This is a genomic window from Lactobacillus sp. CA30L (genome assembly GCF_059900845.1).
In genome coordinates this window covers 324,081-346,018 of sequence record NZ_JBWXGB010000001.1, presented here as the reverse complement: position 1 = coordinate 346,018, position 21,938 = coordinate 324,081, and the positions used below count along the sequence as shown (strand labels likewise).

Sequence of the window (21,938 nt, the reverse complement as noted above, 5' to 3'; positions counted from 1 at the left end):
ACTTTCCTACTTTCTTGACGCAAACTTGAGTGACACTTGATCGCCGATTGTTGGGAACAAATTATACAGTTTAGCCAGAAAGGCCAGACTGAGCGGCAAGTTGAGTTCACGCCGACTGCTGCCGAAGGAGTGCACAACCTGCCAGGCAACGTCGTCCGGATCCAGCATGAACCTTTGGACGTTTTCAACGTAGGTGCCGCTCTTATCCGCAATATTGAAAAAGTTGGTGTAAACGGGGCCCGGGTTGACGGTCATCACCTTGATGCCAAAGGGCTTGAGTTCTAGGCGCAGAACGTTGGAGAACTGGATGACAGCGGCCTTGGAGGCACTGTACGCGGCCGACTTGGCGGTCGGCACCTTGCCTGCAATCGAGCCGAAGTTAATAATCTGGCCGTGTTTTTGGTCCATCATGAGGCGACCGATCAGCCGCGTGAAGTACATAAGCCCCAAGACGTTGACCTGAAACATCGCCGTAACCAGGCGCCGGTCCATTTCGACAAAGCTGCCAAACTTGCCAAAACCGGCACAGTTGACCAGGTAATCGACGTGCTTGGTCACCTTGACAATGCCATTGAAGGTTGCCTCGATTGTTTCGCTGTCGCTCATGTCAGCCGCAAAAACGTGGGTCGGCGCACCAGACATTTCGTGCGCCTCGGCCGCAATGCGCTCAAGCTTGTCCCGGCTCCTTGCAACCAGAATAACGGTAGCGCCCCGGCCGGCGCTTTCCAGGGCAATGGAACGGCCGATGCCGCTAGATGCACCCGTTACAACAACAACCTTGTCCCTTAAAGAATCACTCATTTTTTTCACCTTCCATTGGAATTACGACCCGGTCAAAATCATTTGCTAATTTTGTATGGGGGAAAACTTTTTCTGCCTGCTCTTCCAGTTTTTTGGCCTTGGACCCGAGGTACCGGGCCGAAATGTGGTTCAAATACAGGCGCTTGACGCCGCTAGCACGTGCCACCTTCGCGGCCTCCAGGGCCGTGGAATGATAGTAAGAGTGCGCCATGTCCGCCTCGTCGCCCGCAAAGGTCGACTCGTGGACGAGCACGTCCGCATCGCGTGCCAGTTCGGCAATCGCCGGCGTAGACCGGGTATCGTAGATAATCGTTACGATCCGTCCCGCCTTGTTCGGCCCCAAAAAATCATTTCCATCTAGGATCGTGCCATCGGCCAGCTCGACCCGCTCACCGTTCTTCAATTTGCCCAGAAGCGGCCCGTTAGGTACATTATACCGTGCCAATTTATCCATTAACAGCTCGCCCTGGTGCGGCTCCTCGACTACGCGAAAGCCAAAGCTAGGGACACGGTGCGCCAATTTTTCGGCGTAGACCTTGAACCCCTGCCCCTGGAAGATGATGCCGTTTTCTTCAAGCTTAACAAACCTGATCGGGTACGAAACCTGCGTCCGCGAAACCTTTAATGCGGTCCACACAAACTGCTCCAGGCCGGGCGGTCCATATATCGTTAAGGGGCCGACGTCGCCCTGAAACGACCTTGTTGCCAAGAGCCCCGGAAGGCCAAAGATATGGTCACCGTGGTTATGGGAGATGAAAATCTTGGTCACCTTGCGCAGCCTGATGTTTGTCCGCAAAATCTGGTGTTGCGTGGCCTCACCCACATCGAACAGCCAGATTTCATTGATCTCATCGAGCATCTTTAGTGCAATGCTTGAAACGTTGCGCTTTTTTGATGGTTGGCCTGCTCCTGTGCCTAAAAACTGTAACTCCATATGACTCCTGTTCTAATACTTAGCGTGCGCAACAATCGTTCTTACGATCAATGCACTGTAATACTTCGATCCGACCGGCGTCGGGTGCGTCTGATCCTTATAAAACCACTCGGGGTGGTTTTTGGAATAATCATACCAATCAATGATAACCAGGTTAGGGTACTTCTTGGCCGCTTGCTCTAAGAGGGCGTTAACCTGGTTCTGCCATGACCGGGTGGGCACGCGCGTATTAATCCAAAACACGCGTCTTTTCGGCCCGAGTTGAGCCATCACGTGCTCCAAATCGGAAAGTGGAAACGGCCCGTTGGTGCCCAGTTCAACCAAAACATTCTGTGCCAGCGCATGCTGCTTTTTATACCCCGTAATTGAGGCAAGGGCGGCAGTCACCTGTCGTGAAATGGCCGCGTCGATAATCGCCTTGGGCATCAGGCGGGTCAAATCGCTGCTCGACCCGGCCAAAACGGAATCACCGATGGCTGTGAGCCTGATTTTGCGGGCCAGCTGCAGGTCAACCTGCGAGATCCCATACCTCAAAAACTCCTTGTTAACGGCGTGCGTTTTGGCGGTGCGTTTTGCCTCTTTAATTAGTTTAGCCTTTTTTTGCGCTTTTATCTTGTCTTTTTTTAACTTTAAAATTAATTTCCGGTTCTTTTTCTCCTGCTGCCTGCTGTTAGAGCTGATTCTGCGGGCCAGCTGCGACTTGTTAAAGTCTTCCGCCTTGGCCGCCGGCGATGCCAGTATCGCACAGCTCCCGGTTGCAATGACCAATACGGCAAGGACGGCCTGCCCCTTAAGAAAGTAGTTTTTGGTTTTGCCGTCGAAAACTCTGGCCACATACTTCTTGGTCTTGGCCCACGTGATTCTGCTCAGTGGCCTTTCAACAAAACGGTAAGCCAGTTCACTGAGCCCGAGAATCAGGACAACCTCGATTGTCCGGTACAAAAGCACATGGTCGGCCAGGTCAGCCACCTTATCCTCAAAGAAAATCATCACGGGAAACTGGTAGAGGTAGATCCCGTAGCTCCGTGAACCAATCCAGTTGAACACGGGGTTGGTCAGCCACCCGTTCCAGTGGCTGCAGGGGTGGGCAATCACGCCCACCAGGATCGCCGTCAGCAGGGTAAAAAGCAGCATCCCGCCGTAGTATGGAAACGCCCCTTCTGGATTCATGCTCGAACTGAAAAACAGCACGAGCATCCCGCCTAGGGCCAACAATCCGCCTGCGTCCAACAAACGCGCATCGTGCTGCGTGATGTGCGTCCGCAGCTTATCAAGCGGCCACAAAACGGCAAGCACGGCGCCAAAGCCCAAAGAAAAGAAGCGCGTATCGCTGCCGTAGTATATCCGGTTAATATCAACCTTGCACAGGTACATCAGCGCCATTTCAGCCGCCGAAACAAGTGATAGGCCCAGCAGGATCCGCGCAATGTTTTCCCTCTTCTTGCCGTACTTCACCAGCAGGAAGACCACTAACGGCCACAGCAGGTAGAACTGCCCGTTGATTGCCATCGTCCACAGGTGGGTGAAGGGCGACTCGTTGGTGGCAAAGCGTTCAAAGTAGCTCTGCCCGTTCGCAATCTGCCAGAAATTATAAACACTGAGCAGGTTGGTGCAGACTATCTGGTCCAGCTTAACCAGCAAATTGCGCTGGAATAGCAGGATATAGGCCGCTGCCAGCCATAGAACAGCAATCATCTGCGGGTACAGTTTCTTTAGCCGCCCCCAGTAGAATTTTTTATAATCAAAAAAACCATTGTTCCGGTACGCGCGCAGCATCTGGCCCGTCACCAGGTAGCCCGATAAGACAAAAAAAATCGGGACACCCAGATAACCGCCAACAAAAGTATTGGGGTCAAGGTGGTATAAAATCACCCCGATAACTGCCAATGCTCTGAGTCCAGAATATCCTGTAATAAACCGATTTTTTGCCATTTTTAAACTTTTCTTTTTACTGCACGAATTCAAAGTTGAATGTGCCAATTATAACGTCATCGCCATCGACAGCGCCCTTTTCGCGCAGCACCTCGTCTACGCCCAGGTTCTTAAGCTTGCGGGCAAGGCGGATAACACCATCGTGGTAGTCCAGGTTGGTGCGCTGCACTAACCGTTCGAGACTCGCACCCTTGATTTCAAAGACGTGATCCTCAAGTTTCGTAATCGTGAACTCGTTTTTCTTCGGTCCCGCGTACTTGTATTCTTTAACCGTTTGACTAGTCGCGGTTTCCTTGACCACCTGCTCTTTTTCAACCTGCTCGACAACGGTGGCCGTATCCCGCATCAACTGGTCGACGCCCTCGTGAGTCACGCTGGAAATCGCGTATACCGGCCGGTCTATCCCCGCCTGCTGCAGGTCATCCTTAAAGCCAGCCAATTTTTCCGCGGAACCGGGCAGATCCACCTGCGTTGCCACAATCAGCTCCCGCCTGTTTTTCAAGTTCTGATCGTACTCAAGCAGTTCCTTGCGGATGGTCTGGTAGTCGCTGAGTGCCTCTCGCCGGTTTGCGGGATCCATTGACACCAGGTGCAGGATGACCTTGGTCCGTTCAATGTGGCGCAAAAATTGGATGCCCAACCCAACGCCCTGGCTCGCACCCTCAATCAGACCCGGCAGGTCGGCCATCGAAAAGTCGCGGCCATCGGGCAGGATAACCATCCCCAGGTTGGGCGTCAACGTGGTGAAGGAGTATGCCGCAATCTTCGGCTTGGCCTTGGTCACAACGGACAGAAGCGTCGATTTGCCCACCGAGGGAAAACCAACCAGTCCGACGTCCGCAATAACCTTCAATTCAAGACGCAAGACCCGATCTTCTCCCGGTTCGCCGTTTTCGGCAATCTCGGGGGCGGTGTTGACGCTCGTTGCAAAGTGAATGTTGCCGCGACCGCCACGACCACCGCGGGCAACAACTAATTCCTGCTTATTTTCAGTAAGGTCGCCTATTTCTTCATTAGTGTCGAAATCATAGACCGTAGTGCCAACGGGCACGCGCAAGTATAGGTCCTTGGCCCCGCGGCCATACTGCGACTTAATCCGGCCGTTTTCACCGTTAGCGGCCTTAAACTTGCGCCGGTAGCGGAAGTCCATCAGGGTTCTGAGCCCACTATCCGCAACAAAAACAATGCTGCCGCCACGGCCGCCGTCACCGCCGGCGGGACCGCCATTTGGAACGTACTTTTCATGGCGGAAAGCAACTATGCCGTCGCCACCCTTTCCGGCTTGGACCTCAATCTTCGTTTGATCGACAAATGTCGGCATATGCATTCTCCTTCCGTCTTCTCTAACCATAATACTATACCACAAACGGGGCTGATAATCGCAGTAAAGATAACTTTACAGCATCAACTTGACGGTCTGGGCCTGCGGCAGGGTCAATCCGACCGCGCGCAATTCATCGACAGATGCTTCCTTGATTTTTTTGAGCGAACCAAACTGCCGCAGCAGCTTGTTTCTGCTCTTGGGTCCAATCCCCTTGATCGAATCAAGCTTGCTTGACAGTGCATTCTTGGCGTGCGTGCGCCTGTGAAAGGTGATGGCAAAGCGGTGGACCTCATCCTGAATCCGCGTCATGAGGTAGAAGCCCTGTGACTTCGGGTCAAGCGGAATCAGTTTCATTGGAACACCGTTGATCGGGTCTCCGTATAGCAGGTGGTTGGTCCGGTGCTTGTCATCCTTAACCATTCCAGCCACGGGAATGTTGAGGTTCAGTTCATTGCGCAGTATGTCCTCGCACGCATCCACCTGAATCTGGCCCCCGTCCATCAATATCAGGTCGGGCATCTTCTGGTGTTCGCGCAAGAGGCGACTGTAGCGCCGCCGGACAACCTCCCGCGTGTTTTTGACCTCATCGCCGCCGTTTTGGTGTTCGACCTCGCCCTTCAGTTTGTACTTGCGATAGGAATTCTTATCCGGTTTGCCATCCTTAAAAACCACTAGTGCCGAAACGGGGTCTGCCCCCTGAATGTGCGAGTGGTCAAAACTTTCGATGACGTGCCCGTACGGAAGACCCAGTGCAGCAAAGATTTCCTGTTGTGCCCCCGTGGTCTTGCGGTTGTCCAGTTCAAGGAGGCGGAACTTGTCATCCAGCTTGAGCTTGGCGTTTTCCCTGGCCATTTCCAAAAGGGACCGCTTCTGCCCCCGCTGCGGCGTCCTGACCGGCACCTTCAACACCTCGCTCAGCGCCTCGTTGTCGATCCCCGCGGGCACGAGTACTTCCTTGGGCAGTACCCGGTTTTTTTGCCCGTAAAACTGGACGATAAAAGAAGCAAAGGCATCCTCCGGCTCGCTAGTATCAGTCAGCGGGTACATTCTTGTCTCCCGCCGCAGCAGCTTGGCCTGCCGCAGAAAGAAAATCTGCACGGAAAGCCATGACTTGTCCACGTAAAAGTTAAAAATATCGCGCTGGGTATTGTCGTTAGAAATGATCTTTTGTTTTTCGACCGTTTCCTCAATGTACTTGAGCTGGTCCCGAATTTCTGCTGCCCGCTCAAACTCCATCGCCTGGGCGGCAGCCGTCATCCGTGCGGTCAGGTCCTGCTTGACCTCTGCAATGTCCCCGTTTAAAAAGCCCTTGATCCGCTTAATCTGCGCCGCGTATTCCGATTTGGGCACGGAGCGGAAGCAGGCACCCAGGCACTGCCCCATGTGGTAGTACAGGCACGGTCGTCCCTGCTTGCCGTTGCAGCGCCGCAGCGGAAAAATCTTCTGGATAAACTTTAAAGTTGCCTGGGCTGCGTAAACATTGGGGTACGGGCCGAAGTAGTAGCCCCCGTCCTTGCGGACGATGCTGGTCAGCTTAGTCTGGGGGTCGCGCTCGTTTGTAATCTCGATGTAGGGGTAGCCGGTTCCCTGCTTGAGCTGCACGTTGTAATAAGGCTGGTACTTCTTAATCAGCGTGACTTCAAGCAGGAAGGACTCTTTATCCGTTGAAACGGTGATGATGTCATAATCGCGGATTTCTTTAACCAGTTCAGCCCGTCGGCCGACCTGCTTGCTCTTAAAGTAAGACCGAACCCGACTCTTGAGGTTCTTGGACTTGCCCACGTATATAACCTTGCCGTTAACGTCCTTCATCAGGTAGCAGCCCGGCTTCGCGGGCAGAAGCTTTAACTTGTTTTCGATTAATTCGGTTGCCAAAAAATCACTCCCCCATTTTTGCTTTATCAATTTTACCATAAATGCGTGCGCGTAATTGCAGCCGTGCTCGTTTTGCGCGCCCTTCCCGAATTTAATTAACATAATTTTTATTATTTAAATTTGACTGGAAAATAATTAACTATCCCCTGGTGAACGGGCGCAAATTTGCTATAATTAACAAAAAGAAAGGAATTTGACTATGGGCTTAACTTTTAAAAAACAAGACGAACTGGAAAAGCTGTTTGACAAATTTGCCACGGTTCCGGAAGACAAGAAAAAGAAGCTGGGCAAGAAGGAAAACAGCACCAAAAAAGATAAGGATAAGTAAAATGGCTCCCGTTGGGAGTCATTTTTGTTGATTATAGGTACTGTTCAATCCACTGCCACACTTCAGCGACGTGCGTCTTTTTGACTGCACTGTAAGTGAGCACCTCAACGTTGTCGTAAGACAGGTCGAGGTGCTTCTTTAAGTTGGCCAGGACCTTGTTGACCTGGTTCTTCTTCACCTTGTCGATCTTCGTGCAAACGACCAGGATGGGCAGGTTCAGGCTGAGTGCGTAGTTGTACATCGTCACGTCGTCCTTAGTCGGTTCGTGCCGGGCATCCATCAGGATTATCAGGCCCTGCAGGTCTGGCCGTGATTCGAGGTAGTCCTGAATCATTTCGCCAAACCGCTGCCGCTGCACCTGTGAGACCTTGGCGTAGCCGTAGCCCGGAACGTCAACCAGGTAGAAGTCCTGGTTGATGATGTAGAAGTTGAGCGTTTGCGTCTTTCCGGGCTGGGAGGACGTTCGGGCCAGGTTCTTGCGACCCAGCAGTGAGTTGATTAGGCTCGACTTGCCCACGTTGGAGCGGCCCGCCAGGGCAATCTCCGGCAGGTTGTCCTTGGGGTACTGTTCCTCTTTAACGGCACTGATTGCGTAATCGCTGTTTTTAATGATCATTTGCGGTCTTTACTTCTTCTCCTAGCTCGTCTTCGGTCGGTTCGCGGTAAGTTACCTTGGGTTCTGCCAGGTCGTCAATTACGTCCTTGGTAACCTCGACCTCCTCGATGTCTGGGTCGCTCGGCGTTTTGTACATGATGCCCATCATTGCGTTTTCAATAATCGTCCGCAGTCCGCGGGCACCCATGTCCCGGTCAATGGCCAGATCAGCAATCGCATTGAGTGCGTCCGGCGAAAAGTTGAGCTTGACCTGATCAAGTGCCAGCAGCTTTTTGTACTGCTTGACCAGTGCGTTCTTGGGCTCGGTCAGTATCCTGACCAGGTCATTGCGGCTCAGCTTGTTCAGCGTGGCGATAATCGGAATACGACCGATGAATTCCGGGATGAGGCCGAACTTGACCAGGTCGCCGGTCGTCAGGTGCTTCATCCAGTCATCGGACTGCACCTTGCTTAATTCGTGCGCGGCACTAAAGCCGATTACCTTCTTGCCCAGGCGGGTCTTGACAATCTGCTCAATGCCGTCAAACGCACCGCCAACAATAAACAAAATATTGGTGGTGTCTATCTGGATCAGCTCCTGCTGCGGGTGCTTGCGGCCGCCCTGGGGCGGAACTGAAGCAACCGTGCCTTCCAGAATCTTTAGAAGCGACTGCTGGACGCCTTCGCCGGAGACATCACGGGTAATTGAAACGTTCTCAGCCTTCTTGGAAATTTTATCAATCTCGTCAATGTAGACGATGCCCCGCTCGGCCCGCTCGATGTCGTAGTCGGCGTTCTGCAGTAGTTTCAGTAAAATGTTCTCAACGTCTTCACCAACGTAGCCCGCTTCGGTCAGCGTCGTTGCATCCGCGATTGCGAACGGGACGTCAAGGATGCGCGCCAGCGTCTGGGCCAGGTACGTCTTGCCCGAACCAGTGGGCCCAATCAGCGCGATGTTGGACTTCTGCAGTTCCGTCGAAGAATCCACGTCCATCTGGCTGATGCGCTTATAGTGGTTGTATACCGCAACCGCCAGGATCTTTTTTGCACGTTCCTGGCCAATCACGTACTGGTCAAGCTCCTGCTTGATTTCCATTGGCTTGGGCAAGTCCTGCGCCTTCTTTAATGAGTCAGAGCGCAGTTCGTCATCTATGATCTTTTTGGATAAAGCGACACATTCATTGCAAATATAGACGCCATTGCCAGCGATCATTTTTTTAACTTGATCTTGCGTTTTGTCACAAAAGGAACACTTAATCTCCTCTTGAGCAGTAAACTGTGATGCCATTCTATTCCTCCTCGTATTTACAAGTCTAAGATTATCATAAATCGCAAGCCACACCTACATTATTTGCTTATAAAATAAAAAAGCGGCTAAAAGAGCCGCCTTTTTACTCAAATTTTCATCTTTTACTTGTCAGTTTTTTCAGCTTCTTTGTCGTCGTCTTTAATCTTGGCTTTAGCAACTTGCTTTGCACTATCTGCTACAAGTTCAATCGCCTTGCGCACGTTGATGTCATGCGACAGCATGTCATCGGTCAGGGTGCTGCGGACGGTCTTCTCATCCATGTTGTATTCACTTGCCAAATTCTTGATCTCGTCGTCAATTTCTTCCTTGGAAGCCTTGATATCTTCCTTCTTGACGATTGCTTCAAGCACCAGGTTGGTCTTAACCCGCTCGGCTGCGTCCTGACTGAACTGGGCACGCAGTTGGTCTTCCGTCGTGTTGGTCAACTTGTAGTAGGTTTCAGGGCTGATGCCTTGACGCTGCATGTTGCCCAGGTACTGGTTCATTTGGGTTGTAACATCCTCCTGAATCATCGCGTCAGGGATTTCGTCGATCGTCGCGTTGGCTACGGCACCCTCGATTGCGGCCTGCTCGATAGCTTCCTTGGCGGCGTCTTCCTTCTTGGTCTTCAGGTCCTTCTTGATCTTTTCCTTTAACTCGTCAAGGGTCTCGACTGAATCGTCAACGTCCTTGGCAAACTCATCATCAAGTTCAGGCAGCTGCTTTGACTTAACTTCGTGGACCTTGGTTGCAAAGTGGGCTTCCTTGCCGGCCAGGTCTTTTGCGCCGTAGTCTTCCGGGAAAGTTACGGTGACGTCAACGTCATCGCCCGCCTTGTGACCAATCAACTGGTCTTCAAAGCCGGGAATGAACGTGTTAGAGCCCAGTTCGAGCGCATAGTCGTCGGCAGAGCCACCGTCGAACGCCTCACCGTCTACGGTACCCTTGTAGTCGATCGTAACGGTGTCGCCCTTAACGGCGGCATCCTTCTTCAGCACAAGTTCAGCGTTCTTTTCGCGCTCTTTTTCTACTTCCGCATCAACGTCCTTAGCGTAAACACGGGTGTTCTGCTTAGGCACTTCAATTCCCTTGTAGTCGCCCAATTTAACTTCTGGTTCAACACTGACGGTGGCCTTCATGGTCCAGTCCTTGCCCTTTTCCATTGATACGGGCATAATCTGGGGCTGACCAACAGCGGCAATTCCAGATTCCTTGAGTGCTGCAGAATATGCGCCGGGCAAGGCAATGTTCAGAGCATCCTCGTATAACGACTCTTCACCGTAGTACTGGTCAAAGATAATGCGTGATACGTGACCCTTTCTAAAGCCAGGAACCCGCAGACTATTTTTTACCCGCTTAAAAGCTTGGTCTAACCCACGCTTAACTTCCGCCTGGGAAATATCAAAAGTGAGTTCACCGGTTGTTTTAGCCGTTTTATTCCATTTTACAGACATTAATTAAATACCTCCAATGTCAAGTTTGACTGCATCTTTGCATACTAAATTATCTTACATTAAACACGCGCAAAAAACAAATTTAGGCAAAAAAAGATGTACTTCTATGAAGAAGTACATCTTTTTTAACTGTTTAACGTGAACTAGTCGAGGATTTCAGTAACCTGACCAGCACCAACAGTACGACCACCTTCACGGATAGTGAACTTAGTACCCTTTTCAATGGCGGCTGGTTTAATCAAGTCAACAGTAAATTCTGTATTATCGCCAGGCATAACCATTTCAGTACCTTCTGGCAATTCAATTTCACCAGTGATATCAGTAGTGTGGAAATAGAATTGTGGACGGTAATCTGAGAAGAATGGAGTGTGACGTCCGCCTTCTTCCTTCTTCAGGATATAAACTTGACCCTTGAACTTGTTGTGGGTTTGAATTGAGCCCGGTGCGGCCAAAACTTGTCCACGCGTAACTTGGTCGCGGTCGATACCACGAAGCAAGACACCAACGTTGTCGCCGGCTTCACCCAAGTCCAGAGTCTTGTGGAACATTTCCAAACCAGTAACAACTGACTTAAGAACCTTGTCTACAAGACCAACGATTTCAACTTCGTCACCGACCTTGATCGTACCACGGTCGATACGACCAGAAGCAACGGTACCACGACCGGTAATAGTGAAGACGTCTTCAACTGGCATTAAGAATGGCTTGTCAGTTTCACGTTCTGGAGTTGGGATGTATTCGTCAACCGTATCCATCAACTTCATGATAACGTCCTGTTGTTCCTTGTCGCCTTGCAGTGCCTTCAGGGCTGAACCGCGGATAACTGGAATATCATCACCAGGGTAATCGTATTCAGTCAACAGGTCGCGAACTTCCATTTCAACCAAATCAATCAACTCTGGGTCGTCAACTAGGTCTGTCTTGTTCAAGAAGACAACGATGTAGTCAACCCCAACTTGGCGAGCAAGCAAGATGTGCTCACGCGTTTGTGGCATTGGACCATCAGTTGCAGCAACAACCAAAATCGCACCATCCATCTGGGCAGCACCGGTGATCATGTTCTTGATGTAGTCGGCGTGACCTGGAGCATCCATGTGGGCGTAGTGACGCTTTTCAGTTTCGTACTCCACGTGGGCGGTATTGATAGTAATACCACGTTCCTTTTCTTCAGGCGCAGCATCGATTTCTGAATAGTCTTCAGCCTTAGCCAAGCCTTTTTCTGATAAAACTTTAGTAATAGCCGCAGTTAAAGTGGTCTTACCGTGGTCAACGTGACCGATAGTACCAATGTTTACGTGTGGCTTCGTTCTAACGTAATGTTCTTTTTCTGCCATTAAAATGACCCTCCTGTGAATTTGCAAGAAGTCCGTTGAGTAAGTAACGGATAGTTCTCTGTTGAATATTGTACTACTTTCACGGGCAAATGCCTAGTATTTTAATGCATAGAGCCATGCCCAATGAAAACGTCCTTTGCTATTATACTAAATACCATTAAAAAGTAAAGCCCCTTTGCCCAAATTATTTGGCCAGATGCGCGTCAATCGCCTTAAACAGTGCATGATTGCCCCGCCCGTCGCCTTTTTCAACGTAGGAAGCAATGTCGCGGGCGAAGCTGTCCGGTTCGTCGACGTAGCGGCTGATTTTAGGGTAGAGGCTACCCAAAATCAGGTTGACCTCGCCCAAAACAGCGGGCAACTGACTGGGACGGTGGTAATAGCGCGACCCGATGCCCGACACCACTTCGCGGTAGACCGGATTTTGTTTCAGGAGGCTACTTTGCGCGGGGATAAACTCTTCCTGCACGCCCAGCACCATCACCTTGATCCTGTCGCTGATGCCCAGGCGCGTGAGGTCCTCGCACAGCGCAATCCGCACGGCAAAGTTAAGGCTTGGATCCAACAGCAGGCTCTGCGCAAAATTCTCAAAGGTTGTTAAATCAAGCTTTAACAGCTGCTGGTAGTCTTGCTGTGTGGGCTGGACTTTTTGCCTAAACGCACTCATGATTGCCTGCTGGCGCTCTTTTGCAAGCGGCGCTACCGCAATTGCGATTTCTTGCCTGCTGAGGTTTGCCACCTCCAACGCTTCAATGACAAAGTGGTTGGCCTGCAGAACTTTTTTATACACAGCCAAAATTTCCTGGTTAGAAAATAGGTCCCTTTCTTCCTTAATCAGCGCATACGCGGCGTAAGCCTCATCGTTCTTGAGGTACAATGCGCAAAGCTGCGTGACGACCTCGGAACTTGCACCGCCCTGCAAAGCCTCCTCCGCGTTTTCAATTGCCCGGTCAAGGTCGCCGCGCGCCGCATTTTGACGTGCCAGTGCAAGCAGGTTTTGTTGACTCAGGGTCGTCATCGCTGGTTCTTCTCGACGATTTGCTGCCTGGACTTGTTCATGGTTCTAAGCTGCTTGCCCTCCTCAGCCTTGTCGCTACGCTTCTGCATCGCACGGTGGCGATTCTGGTTAACCTCCATAACGACCGGCAGGACCACCGGACGCCGGTTGGTTTTTTTGTATAAAAAGCGCTCCAAGTCGTTGCGCACGTCCTGCTTGATTTCGGACCAGTCAAACTTCTTGTGCTCAAAGTTGTTCATGATCGTCTTCTTGATGAGCTCAACGCTGTCCGCCATTAATTGCCGGTTGGCCTTGATGTAGACAAAGCCGCGACTGGTAACCTGCGGTTGGGCAATGATCTTCTTCTTGCGCCGGTCAATCGTGACCACGGCAATAAAGATGCCGTCGTCGGACAAGACTTCACGATCGCGCAGCACGATGTTGCCAACATCCCCGATGCCCGATCCATCAATCATCGTGTCCTCACCCGGAACCGGGTCGCTCAGGTGGAAACGCTTCTGCTTGAAGTCGTAACTCAGGCAGTCCCCATTTTTGGAAATAAAAATGTGGTCCGGCTTGATTCCGGCACGAACCGCCAGGTCCCTGTGAACCTCGAGCAAACGGTATTCCCCAATCACCGGAATCAGGAACTGGGGTTTCAAAATGTCGATGAGCATCTGCAAATCGCGCCCCGTTGCGTGTCCACTCGTGTGCTTGGCCTTACCGAGCTGAATGACCGTGCCGTCCGCGCTATAGACTGCATCACTGGTCTGCGCCACCATCGTTTCAACCGCATGCGATGGTGTCGTCGCAATGAAGACGAGATCGCCCTTGTGGATGGTGATCATGCTGTGGCGATTTTTGGCCATCTTCTGCAGTGAATTCAGCGGCTCGCCCATCTGGCCCGTTTCGAGGATAACCGTCTTATTATCAGGTGTTTCCTTTTGATCCTTAACCCGCATTAGCAGGCCCTTGGGTACCTTAAGGTAGCCTAATTCCATTGCCGTACGCACGATTTTGGCAACATCGCGGCCCGTCAGCAGCACCCGCCGGCCCGTGTTATAGGCTGCATTGAGGACTTCCTGGATTCTGATCAGATTAGAGGCCTTGGACGCAACAATTACCCGGCCCTCCGCATTGCGAAAAACGTTGGTAACATATTCACCAATCTCCTGTTCGGAAACATTAGGCAAGGCGGCCTCAGCGTTTGACGAATCGCTCAAAAGGGCTAAAACGCCCTTGGGCGCAATCTTGGCCAAACGGTCTATATCCGTTTGGTAGCCCGGTGCAGCCGACGGGTCGAACTTGAAGTCCCCCGTGTAGACCACCTCGCCTGCCGGCGTATGAACATCAATACCCAGTGAATCAGGAATCGAGTGCGTGGTACAGAAGAATGATATGCTTGCATTCTTAAAATCAATCTCAGTATCCGCGTCAATGACGTGGAACAGGCTACTCTGCAGGCGCTTGTTCTCACGCTTGACCATTATCTTGGCCAGTTCAACGGTCAAACGCGAACCGAAGATCGGAATATCGTACTGCCGCAGGATATACGGCAGCGCACCCAGCGAATCGGCGTGTCCGTGGGTCAAAAAGATGCCGACAACCTGGTCGCCGTACTGCTCGAAGAAGTCGAGGTCCGGAATCACCAGGTCGATGCCGTACAAAGAGCTGTCGGGATACTTGAGGCCCGCGTCCAAGACAAAAATTTCATCATTAACCTGAACGGCATACATGTTCTTTCCTTGTTCACGGACGCCGCTCAAAATCATTACTTTAACTTGATCAGTCATAATATTTCCTTTTCTATATTTGCTATTCAATTGTTATTTAGGATCATTACGATCACAACGCAAAAAAGTATCTTTTATTATTTTAGCATAAAAAACACGGTGGTAAAAACAAAAAAAGCCAACCCCTTAACTGGGGCCGGCTTGAAATAATTGCGGCTTGCGCTTAACGACGCAGACCGAGCTTCTTGATTAGTTCACGGTAACGATTGATGTCGTTGTCCTGTAAATAACGAAGCAAGTTACGACGGTGACCAATCTTCTTTAATAAACCAACGTATGAGTGGTGGTCATGGGAATGATTCCGCATGTGCTCAGTCAAGTTGTTGATGTCCGTGGTCAGGATTGCAACCTGAACCTCGGTTGAACCAGTGTCACCCTCGTGGGTCGCAAAATTCTTGATGATCTCATCTTTTTCTGCTTTTGAAATTGCCATAATGTTTTTCACCTTTCGCTAAAATAATTGCCGTTAACAACGTTAACCGTCAGGTGTGAGCGCGCAAACAGCGTTAACGGTTCACAACAATAGTATGATACAGATTATTTTTTTAAAAAGCAAGCGCAAATTACCTTGCATCTCCAATTATTCTTCAGTATAATCAATTAAGTGAATTTACAATCATTGGAGGTGAATTTTATGCCACAAATCAAATCAGCGATTAAGCGTGTTAAGACTCAAGATGCTGCTAGAAAGCGCAATGCTGCTCAAATGAACCAGTTACGGACTACAATTAAGAAGTTCAAGACGGCTCAGGCTGCTGGTGCTGAAAACGCCTCCGAATTACATGTTGCTGCTGCTCGTGCACTGGACAAGGCCGCTTCTAAGGGCCTGATCCACAAGAACAAGGCCAGCCGTGACAAGAGCCGCTTAGCTAAGTTAGTTAAATAAAATTGACTAAAAACGAAAAAGACAGGAATTCAGGTTCCTGTCTTTTTATATGCCCAAAATAAAGAGCACCAGAAAATTATCGTCGTGGTAGCAGCCCCTCTTATAGTTAAAGTCCAACTCAATTGCTTGCTCCAGCAGCTGGGCCAATTTAGGAACGGCCAGGCCATTTTTGAGGCTTAGCTTCACCCGGTACGGGTGCACGCCTAACTCCTTGACGATTTGCGCCTCGCTCCTGCCCCGGCTTTTGAGGACCTTGACCACAAGCAGCAGTTCCAGCTGGTTCTCGAAGACAGCCAGCAGCTGGATGGGACTATTGCCCTCACGCAGCTGGTTTTTGAGCCGCTTTATCGCCTCGCGGTACCTGTAATTCAGGGCAGCCTCAAGAATCGCGAAGACGTTCTGTGCCAGGGAGAGGTCGATGTTTCTCTTGATTGCTTCCGTGCTGATCTTGCCGTCGGCGGCCACCACCTTCAGCTTTTTGTAGTTGGCAAGCGCCTGGTCGAGCACCTGGTCGCTGCGCTCCAGCAGCAGCTGCAAGTCCGCATTAGCAATCTGGTAGCCCTCTGCCGCGATTATCCCCCGAACCACCTTGCCCGCTTCATACGCCTTGACGTGGGCGTCGACCACGTTGAACTGCTTCAATGCGGTTTTGGTCAGCTTCTTGCGCCGGTCCAGCTTATCATATGATGCCACCAGGACAACGACGTCGTCAAGCTGGTCAATTTGCTCAAAGATGCCCTGCAGCTGCTGCACTTGCTTCTGGAACTTTTTGGGAACCTTGGACGTCAGAAAGAAGGGATTTTTGACCGTGATGACCTTTTGCTGGCTAAACAGACTCGACTCAGTCAATTCGGCGATTAGCTCGTCCAGGCTGTCGCTTGCGCAATCCACCGTCACCCGTTCTTTATCCGCAAAAGTTGCCTCATGGGTGTAGGAGCGGGCGAGATAATCATTAAGAAAGTCGTCGCCGCCCGTGATCAAGGTTTGCGGATTATTGCTGTTAGAATTTTTAAATAAAGAAAGTAGCGTCATTTCGCTTCTCCTATGAATATCGGGTCTAAAAGATCTCAATCGTCTTGCCATAAGTCCCAATAATCATACCACATTGCCCCCCTTGATGCCCACGGCCCAAAAGGCAAGCATGAAAGCCGCAAGAAAAAGTTTAAAACCTACGTCAAACACCCCGTCTCACTGGATTTTCACTTCCAGAAACGGGGTATTTATTTCATTAACTAGCTAATCATTTATAGAGCTTGGACAGCAGACCGAAGTTCGGTATGCCCAGCCCCGTTGCCTGGTTGTAAATTGTGCCCGACTGGCCCGTGTAATAGCCGTTGGTGTTGTTCACGGTAGAATTCAGCGGCGATAGCGGGCTGTTTTTTTGTTCTGCCAGCTGGTATAGCTGCGGGTTCCAAAAGCCCATCCGCTGCCGGCCCACTTGACTATTAATCAGTGCCGCCACCCCGGCAAACTGTGGGGCAACGATGCTGACGCCACCGTTATTGGGCTGCCACGGTGAATGCCCCTTCTCATACTGGTAGACGGTATAACCCGTTGAACCCGAAGAGTTAGCGGAGAGATCGGGATAGTTGCGCCCCGTGCCGGTGCCCGTTAGCAGTGGTGGATTAAAGTTATATTTGCTGTATTCCTTTAAATAATTGCGCGCCTTGAAGGTGTTGACGCCCGGAATACCGGCTTGGTAGTACGGCGTCTCATAGTGGCTGCTAAAGCCGCCGCTCGTGCCCGTCAGAAAGCTTGTTAGCAAAGCAGGATACTTTTTAAGCAGGGCCGCAGCACGTGCTTTTTTAAGCGACTTCAAGTTGCTTAACGTGTTGCCCTGCCACCAGGCCGTTTCCGGCAGCTGAAGGTGGCCCAGGTTCTTGGCCCAAGTGGGAATCCCCTTGGCCCTGTCCTTAACCAGCTTGGGAAAGTCCATGTCCGCCGGCAGCGACGTGCCACCGACACAGGTCATCCAGGGATTGGTGGCCAATGGATCGCTCGTCTTATGCGTGTAGTTCAGTGTGCCGTATTGGCCCCTGATTCGGCTAATCTTCGGCCAGAAGGCAGCGTGGTCACCCGAAATAACCAAATTAGTAATGCCCTGCAGCGCAGCCTGGGCCATCACCGTATTGAGCACTAGGCCATAGTTCGGCGCAACCAGCTTGTGCTTCAGCAGGTACGCCAGCGTGCCCTGTTCTGCAAGCCCCCAGCTGCAGGACAAGACAGAGCTGCGATTGTCGTTAATCGCCCGGGTGTATGTTGACAGAACGTTGGTTAATGAAGAAACCTCGCCGTTATAGACGTGGATATCCGCTTGGGGCGCAACCGAACCGGCATACTCAACGTCCATCGTCGTCTCGCGGTCATGGTCGCTGTACAGCTTTTTAAGCTCATACCACCGGTTGATCGGTGTCTTCGTTGACTGCAGGCGGCTTGGAGCGGTTGCGGCCCGTTCGTGGTGCCAGAAAGTGAGCGCATCGGACTTCCTAACGCCGCCAAAGGAGATAATGCCGATCGTTTGCCCCTGTCCGCTCAAGCCCTGCTGGTAGAGGTCATCGACATGGTAGTGGTCGGTAAACTTGCTAGTAAAGCCGGACTTCATGTTGTTTTTGCTGGCCGCATTTGATTCTTCAGCCGCTGCGTGCTGCCGGCCGCTTTCATCGCCCATGTTGCAAAGATAGGCAGAATTATGTTCCGTCAGACCAACAACGGCTAGTACCGACCGGGCCAGATCCTGCGGAAAACTTGGTGCGGTCTTGCCAAACTGCAGCGGCTCGTGGTGGTATCGTGCCCGGTCAACCTTGACGTTAAACAGCTTGTTAACGTCTGCAGCTTTACCTGATGCCGTGATGCTCAAGCCGCTTGGCGCTGACTCGGCCGTTAGGTGGTGGTCCTGCAGCAGTTTTTGCCAACGTGCGGTAAGACTCTGGGGCTGACCGTATTCTTGGCGGATTTGGTCTGGAGTCATGAAGTGCTTAAAATCAGTATTCCCCGGTTCATTAACGGCCCTGGCCTCCTTAAAATAGTCTTCTTGCTTGCGCGGCTTCAAAAAAATCATGAACGTGATTTGATCGCTACGTCGTACCTTCAAGGGCCGCATCAGCCGCACGCGCTGCGCCTTGACGGGCAAACTTTGCCTGCTGGCCAAGGCGGCGGTTGGCGCGCTCAGCATTAAGATAAGCGCGCCCAGCGTGGCCAGCGCCCAATAACTTTTTTTCTTCAAAATTTTTCCTCCACAATATTAATGATGTTTTTAGTATTATATCATGTATAACATTGCCTTGAAAATAACTTTTTAATAAATTATTCAGTCGCCTCCGTCACTGCCTCTTTTATACTCAAAAATGCCCCGGTCGCTAACAACCCCAAAAAGCGGCATCACTTTCGCTTCTTGGGCAAGTAGCGGCCGAACCGCGGTCTGGCAAAGCCGCCGTAAGACCAGGTGATCATCCCGCAGTCCTGCGTTGACGCCCACGGGATGTGCTGCCTTTTCAGCGTAGCAACGGTTTCCGGGTGCGGGTGGTTGAAGCGGTTGTTGCGCCCGGCCGAAACAAACACCAATTTGGGGTGCAGCGTCTGCAAGAAGTGCGGGCTTGATGCCGTCCGACTTCCGTGGTGGCCAAGCTTAAAGTAGTCAACAGCCAGGTTGTAGTGCGTGGCAATTTCTTCTTCCTGGTCCTGCCCGAGATCGCCGGTGAAGAGCCAGCTTTTGCCGGCTACTTTAAACGCCAGCGTCAGCGAGTCCTCGTTTTTGCCTAAGCCCGGCACAAACGGATAAAGCACATTGAACCTGATCTGCGGCTCACGCACTTGCTGGCCCGCCAGCAATTCGACCACCTGCTTATCGTGCAGCCGGCCGGCTACGCGGCGCCGAAAAGAGGGGTTGGCGAGCAGTCCTTTTGCCGTATAAAGCTTGCCCACCGGGACCTGCTCGAGCAGCGGGGCAAGGTCACCCACGTGGTCCGCGTCCTGGTGCGTGACAAAAAGACCGTCAATGCGACTTATGCCCTGGGCCTTTAACAGCGGGACCGTGATCTTGTTGACCTGCGGCGTGATTTTTTTGCCGCCAAAGTTGAGCCGCCCGCCCACGTCGATCATGTAAACGCGCCGCGGAAATGGCGTCGTCACCAGTATGCTGTCGCCCTGGCCCACGTCGATAATCGTCACCTGGCCCCGCAGTGGAAAGTGGATCACGGAAAACAGCAGGCCGTACAAAAACGTTACGCCGAGCACAAAGCGGTGCCGCGCGCGGGGGCGCAGCACGTGGTCGTTGATGCACAGCAGCACGGCAGAAGTGAGGAGCATTAGCAGCAGGCACTGCCACCAGTTGATCTTGCCAAAGGTCAGTAGGCCCGCCTTGGTTAGCGCCAATTTGCCAATCAGGGCCTCACACGTTTGCAAAAAGCGCTCAAAGACGGTGCTAACGCCGGGTATAAATGCAAAGAGAACCAGGTTGGCAAACGTCAGCGGCAAAACAACCCCGTTGAAGTACGGCACCACCACCATGTTGAAGACAACCGTCAGAAAGTTAAACTGAAAAAAGTAGAACAGCAGAAGCGGCGTCAAGAGGCAATTGAGCGCAAGCGAGCGCTTAATTGCAGACATTTTGCTAGTCATTTCTAGTCCCAGTGCGAGCAGGTAGCTTAACACGGCGCCGGTCCCCGTCATGAGGCGGGGCTCAAGCAATAAGTGGAACAGGCAGGTCAACCCCAACAAATCGTACCTGGCAATTTTGACCTTTTTGAATTTGAATAATTGCCCCAGAATATAGGTCAGACTGGCGCGGACGAACCCGGCCTGCCCCGCACTCAAAAAGACGCCCAGCAGCAAAAAAGCCAGGCAGTAAACAAACGTCTCTTCTTCCGTGCGCTTCAGGCAGAAGCAGATGGTGCTGATGACCAGGGTGTAAATGCCCACGTGCAGCCCGGAGATGCTGAGGATGTGGATGACGCCCAGGTCGCGGTAGTTGTCTAAAAGCTCTTGGTTGTCACGGTCCGGATTTTCCCCCAGAATTAGCTCGCTGCTAAAAAAACGCAGGATGCGCGGCATCCGCTCGAAGTATTTTTGCACGTTAAAGCGGAGGTGGTGAAAGAAGTCTGCAATTCCGCCCCCTTTAACCAGCAGCCGGCAGCTGCTTAGTTTAACCTGGCGCCAAATATTCTTGCTCGCGTAATACTGCTTTGAGTCAAACTGACCGTAATTAGAGGCCGGAGCAATCGCTTCCACCCGTCCGCTGGGCTCCGTCAGGATAAGCTGGTGCCCGCGGTCGACCTGGTGGAGCTGCTTTTTGGTCACCGTGCCCGAGACCAAGACCTTGCCCCTTGAAGTGGCGCCCTCTCCTGCTAGCCAGTCGCCGTCAACCTTGACCTGGTCGGGATAGAGCCTGATGGTTGCAGGCATGGTGTCGGTGCGGTCAGCGCTTTTTTTGTGCATGCCGGCAGTCGCCAGTGCAAGCAGCAGAAAAAGTCCAACAAGCCAGCGCAGGCGGGCGTACTTGTGCACTAGCAGGCAGAACAGATAAAGCCCGAGCAAAATACACGTGAGCCCTTCTGCCGGTTTTTCGCAGCGGTAAGTCAGTAGACTCAGGTCAACCAGCAAAAGCGCCACTAAGAGAAAGAAGCCGGGACTGAGGACGTCAGACGTCCAACTGGTCTTTAAGCGCCGCAAAGGTCTTGTCCCCAATCCCGGAAACCTGCTTTAGGTCCGCAATATTCTTGAACTCTCCGTTCTTTTGCCGGTAGGCCACAATTTGGGCCGCCTTTTTTTCACCGATGCCGTTTAGCTTTTGCAGTTCCTGCGTGCTGGCAGTATTGATGTTCACTTTGCCGCCAGCCGGCTCCTCCGTTTCGCCCCCAGACGCCGTCGTTTCACCGCTTGCGCTTGGTCCGCCAACGGAAATAACCACCTCGCTCGCCTTTACCTTCTCACCGGTGTAGGGAATGTGGACTTTGTCCTGGTCCCTAAGAATCAGCGCCCGGTTGACGTTCTTGAGGTTCGCCCTGCTTGTGGTGCCCCCGGCGGCGTCGATCAGCTGCTGGAGCCGGGCACCGCTTTTTAGCGTGTAAACACCCTGGTGCTTGACGGCGCCCGCGACGTCGCAGGTCACGTCCTCCGCCTTTGGGCGCGCTGTTTTATCCGCTGCCGCCCCTTTTTCCTGTGGTTTTGCAGCGGCTGACTTCTTGGTCTCTGCGTCTTGCTGCGTTTCAGCAACCAAACTGCCGCCGTTATCTTCCTTGTTGTCAAAACCGAACCACAGAAAAATACCGCCGATAAGCAGGCCGGCAAGCACATACTGCTTATGGTCTGCGATAAACCGCTTAACCTTTTCCCAATTCATTTTTATCACCCACTATTAAGTACGCAAAAAAGCCCAGAAAAACTTCTGGGCTTATGTTTG

Annotated in this window: 18 protein-coding genes; 2 read left to right on the top strand and 16 right to left on the bottom strand. The window is 51.8% G+C overall.

Annotation, left to right across the window (positions count from 1 at the left end; translation table 11 throughout):
• Nucleotides 1–6: 6 nt before the first annotated feature.
• The 5 genes from AC2JF8_RS01805 to uvrC form a co-directional block, all read right to left on the bottom strand.
• A complete protein-coding gene (locus AC2JF8_RS01805; RefSeq protein WP_500760574.1) occupies nucleotides 7–801 on the bottom strand; it encodes an SDR family NAD(P)-dependent oxidoreductase in 795 nt (264 codons plus the stop codon).
• The gene (gene rnz / locus AC2JF8_RS01800) at nucleotides 794–1,735 is read right to left on the bottom strand and encodes a ribonuclease Z (RefSeq protein ID WP_500760572.1); all 942 of its coding nucleotides are present in this window, start codon (nucleotides 1,733–1,735) and stop codon (nucleotides 794–796) included. The genes AC2JF8_RS01805 and rnz overlap by 8 nt, the downstream gene beginning before the upstream one ends.
• Before the next feature lie 12 nt (nucleotides 1,736–1,747).
• Entirely contained in the window at nucleotides 1,748–3,667 is a 1,920-nt protein-coding gene (locus tag AC2JF8_RS01795) for an acyltransferase family protein (protein ID WP_500760570.1), read from the bottom strand.
• Nucleotides 3,668–3,683: 16 nt separating this feature from the next.
• The gene (gene obgE, locus AC2JF8_RS01790; protein ID WP_500760568.1) at nucleotides 3,684–4,988 is read right to left on the bottom strand and encodes a GTPase ObgE; all 1,305 of its coding nucleotides are present in this window, start codon (nucleotides 4,986–4,988) and stop codon (nucleotides 3,684–3,686) included.
• Nucleotides 4,989–5,063: 75 nt separating this feature from the next.
• Entirely contained in the window at nucleotides 5,064–6,866 is a 1,803-nt protein-coding gene (gene uvrC / locus AC2JF8_RS01785) for an excinuclease ABC subunit UvrC (protein ID WP_500760566.1), read from the bottom strand.
• A gap of 199 nt (nucleotides 6,867–7,065) precedes the next feature.
• On the opposite strand from uvrC, the gene AC2JF8_RS01780 reads away from it, so the two are divergent.
• Nucleotides 7,066–7,194: an SPJ_0845 family protein gene (locus tag AC2JF8_RS01780; protein ID WP_500728739.1), complete on the top strand. Its 129-nt coding sequence runs from the start codon at nucleotides 7,066–7,068 to the stop codon at nucleotides 7,192–7,194.
• Nucleotides 7,195–7,225: 31 nt separating this feature from the next.
• Here the strand turns inward: AC2JF8_RS01780 and yihA are convergent, their stop codons facing one another.
• The 7 genes from yihA to rpsO all read right to left on the bottom strand — a co-directional run bounded on the left by yihA (nucleotide 7,226) and on the right by rpsO (nucleotide 15,088).
• Nucleotides 7,226–7,810: a ribosome biogenesis GTP-binding protein YihA/YsxC gene (gene yihA, locus AC2JF8_RS01775; RefSeq protein WP_500728738.1), complete on the bottom strand. Its 585-nt coding sequence runs from the start codon at nucleotides 7,808–7,810 to the stop codon at nucleotides 7,226–7,228.
• Complete coding sequence (clpX, locus tag AC2JF8_RS01770) at nucleotides 7,800–9,077, bottom strand: ATP-dependent Clp protease ATP-binding subunit ClpX (RefSeq protein ID WP_500760564.1); 1,278 nt, start codon at nucleotides 9,075–9,077, stop codon at nucleotides 7,800–7,802. Before clpX ends, yihA begins: the two co-directional genes overlap by 11 nt.
• A 122-nt stretch (nucleotides 9,078–9,199) precedes the next feature.
• Nucleotides 9,200–10,531: a trigger factor gene (gene tig, locus AC2JF8_RS01765; protein WP_500728736.1), complete on the bottom strand. Its 1,332-nt coding sequence runs from the start codon at nucleotides 10,529–10,531 to the stop codon at nucleotides 9,200–9,202.
• A 143-nt stretch (nucleotides 10,532–10,674) separates the two neighbouring features.
• Nucleotides 10,675–11,865: an elongation factor Tu gene (gene tuf, locus AC2JF8_RS01760; protein WP_500728735.1), complete on the bottom strand. Its 1,191-nt coding sequence runs from the start codon at nucleotides 11,863–11,865 to the stop codon at nucleotides 10,675–10,677.
• Between the two features lie 184 nt (nucleotides 11,866–12,049).
• Nucleotides 12,050–12,883, bottom strand: coding sequence for a tetratricopeptide repeat protein (locus AC2JF8_RS01755; RefSeq protein ID WP_500760562.1), 834 nt, complete (start codon nucleotides 12,881–12,883; stop codon nucleotides 12,050–12,052).
• On the bottom strand, nucleotides 12,880–14,655 hold the full coding sequence (locus tag AC2JF8_RS01750) for a ribonuclease J (RefSeq protein WP_500728733.1): 1,776 nt from the start codon (nucleotides 14,653–14,655) through the stop codon (nucleotides 12,880–12,882). Before AC2JF8_RS01750 ends, AC2JF8_RS01755 begins: the two co-directional genes overlap by 4 nt.
• Before the next feature lie 163 nt (nucleotides 14,656–14,818).
• Nucleotides 14,819–15,088, bottom strand: coding sequence for a 30S ribosomal protein S15 (rpsO, locus tag AC2JF8_RS01745; RefSeq protein ID WP_500727019.1), 270 nt, complete (start codon nucleotides 15,086–15,088; stop codon nucleotides 14,819–14,821).
• A gap of 201 nt (nucleotides 15,089–15,289) precedes the next feature.
• Here rpsO and rpsT point away from each other — a divergent pair, with 201 nt between their 5' ends.
• The gene (rpsT, locus tag AC2JF8_RS01740) at nucleotides 15,290–15,541 is read left to right on the top strand and encodes a 30S ribosomal protein S20 (protein ID WP_500728732.1); all 252 of its coding nucleotides are present in this window, start codon (nucleotides 15,290–15,292) and stop codon (nucleotides 15,539–15,541) included.
• Between the two features lie 45 nt (nucleotides 15,542–15,586).
• On the opposite strand, the gene holA is transcribed toward rpsT, so the two are convergent.
• The 4 genes from holA to AC2JF8_RS01720 all read right to left on the bottom strand — a co-directional run bounded on the left by holA (nucleotide 15,587) and on the right by AC2JF8_RS01720 (nucleotide 21,878).
• Entirely contained in the window at nucleotides 15,587–16,573 is a 987-nt protein-coding gene (gene holA / locus AC2JF8_RS01735; RefSeq protein WP_500760560.1) for a DNA polymerase III subunit delta, read from the bottom strand.
• Nucleotides 16,574–16,781: 208 nt separating this feature from the next.
• Nucleotides 16,782–18,764 carry a S53 family peptidase gene (locus AC2JF8_RS01730; RefSeq protein ID WP_500760558.1) on the bottom strand — a complete coding sequence of 661 codons (1,983 nt, stop codon included), beginning with the start codon at nucleotides 18,762–18,764 and terminating at the stop codon, nucleotides 16,782–16,784.
• Nucleotides 18,765–18,919: 155 nt separating this feature from the next.
• On the bottom strand, nucleotides 18,920–21,208 hold the full coding sequence (locus tag AC2JF8_RS01725; RefSeq protein ID WP_500760555.1) for a DNA internalization-related competence protein ComEC/Rec2: 2,289 nt from the start codon (nucleotides 21,206–21,208) through the stop codon (nucleotides 18,920–18,922).
• Nucleotides 21,177–21,878 carry a helix-hairpin-helix domain-containing protein gene (locus AC2JF8_RS01720; protein ID WP_500760553.1) on the bottom strand — a complete coding sequence of 234 codons (702 nt, stop codon included), beginning with the start codon at nucleotides 21,876–21,878 and terminating at the stop codon, nucleotides 21,177–21,179. The genes AC2JF8_RS01725 and AC2JF8_RS01720 overlap by 32 nt, the downstream gene beginning before the upstream one ends.
• Nucleotides 21,879–21,938 lie beyond the last annotated feature (60 nt).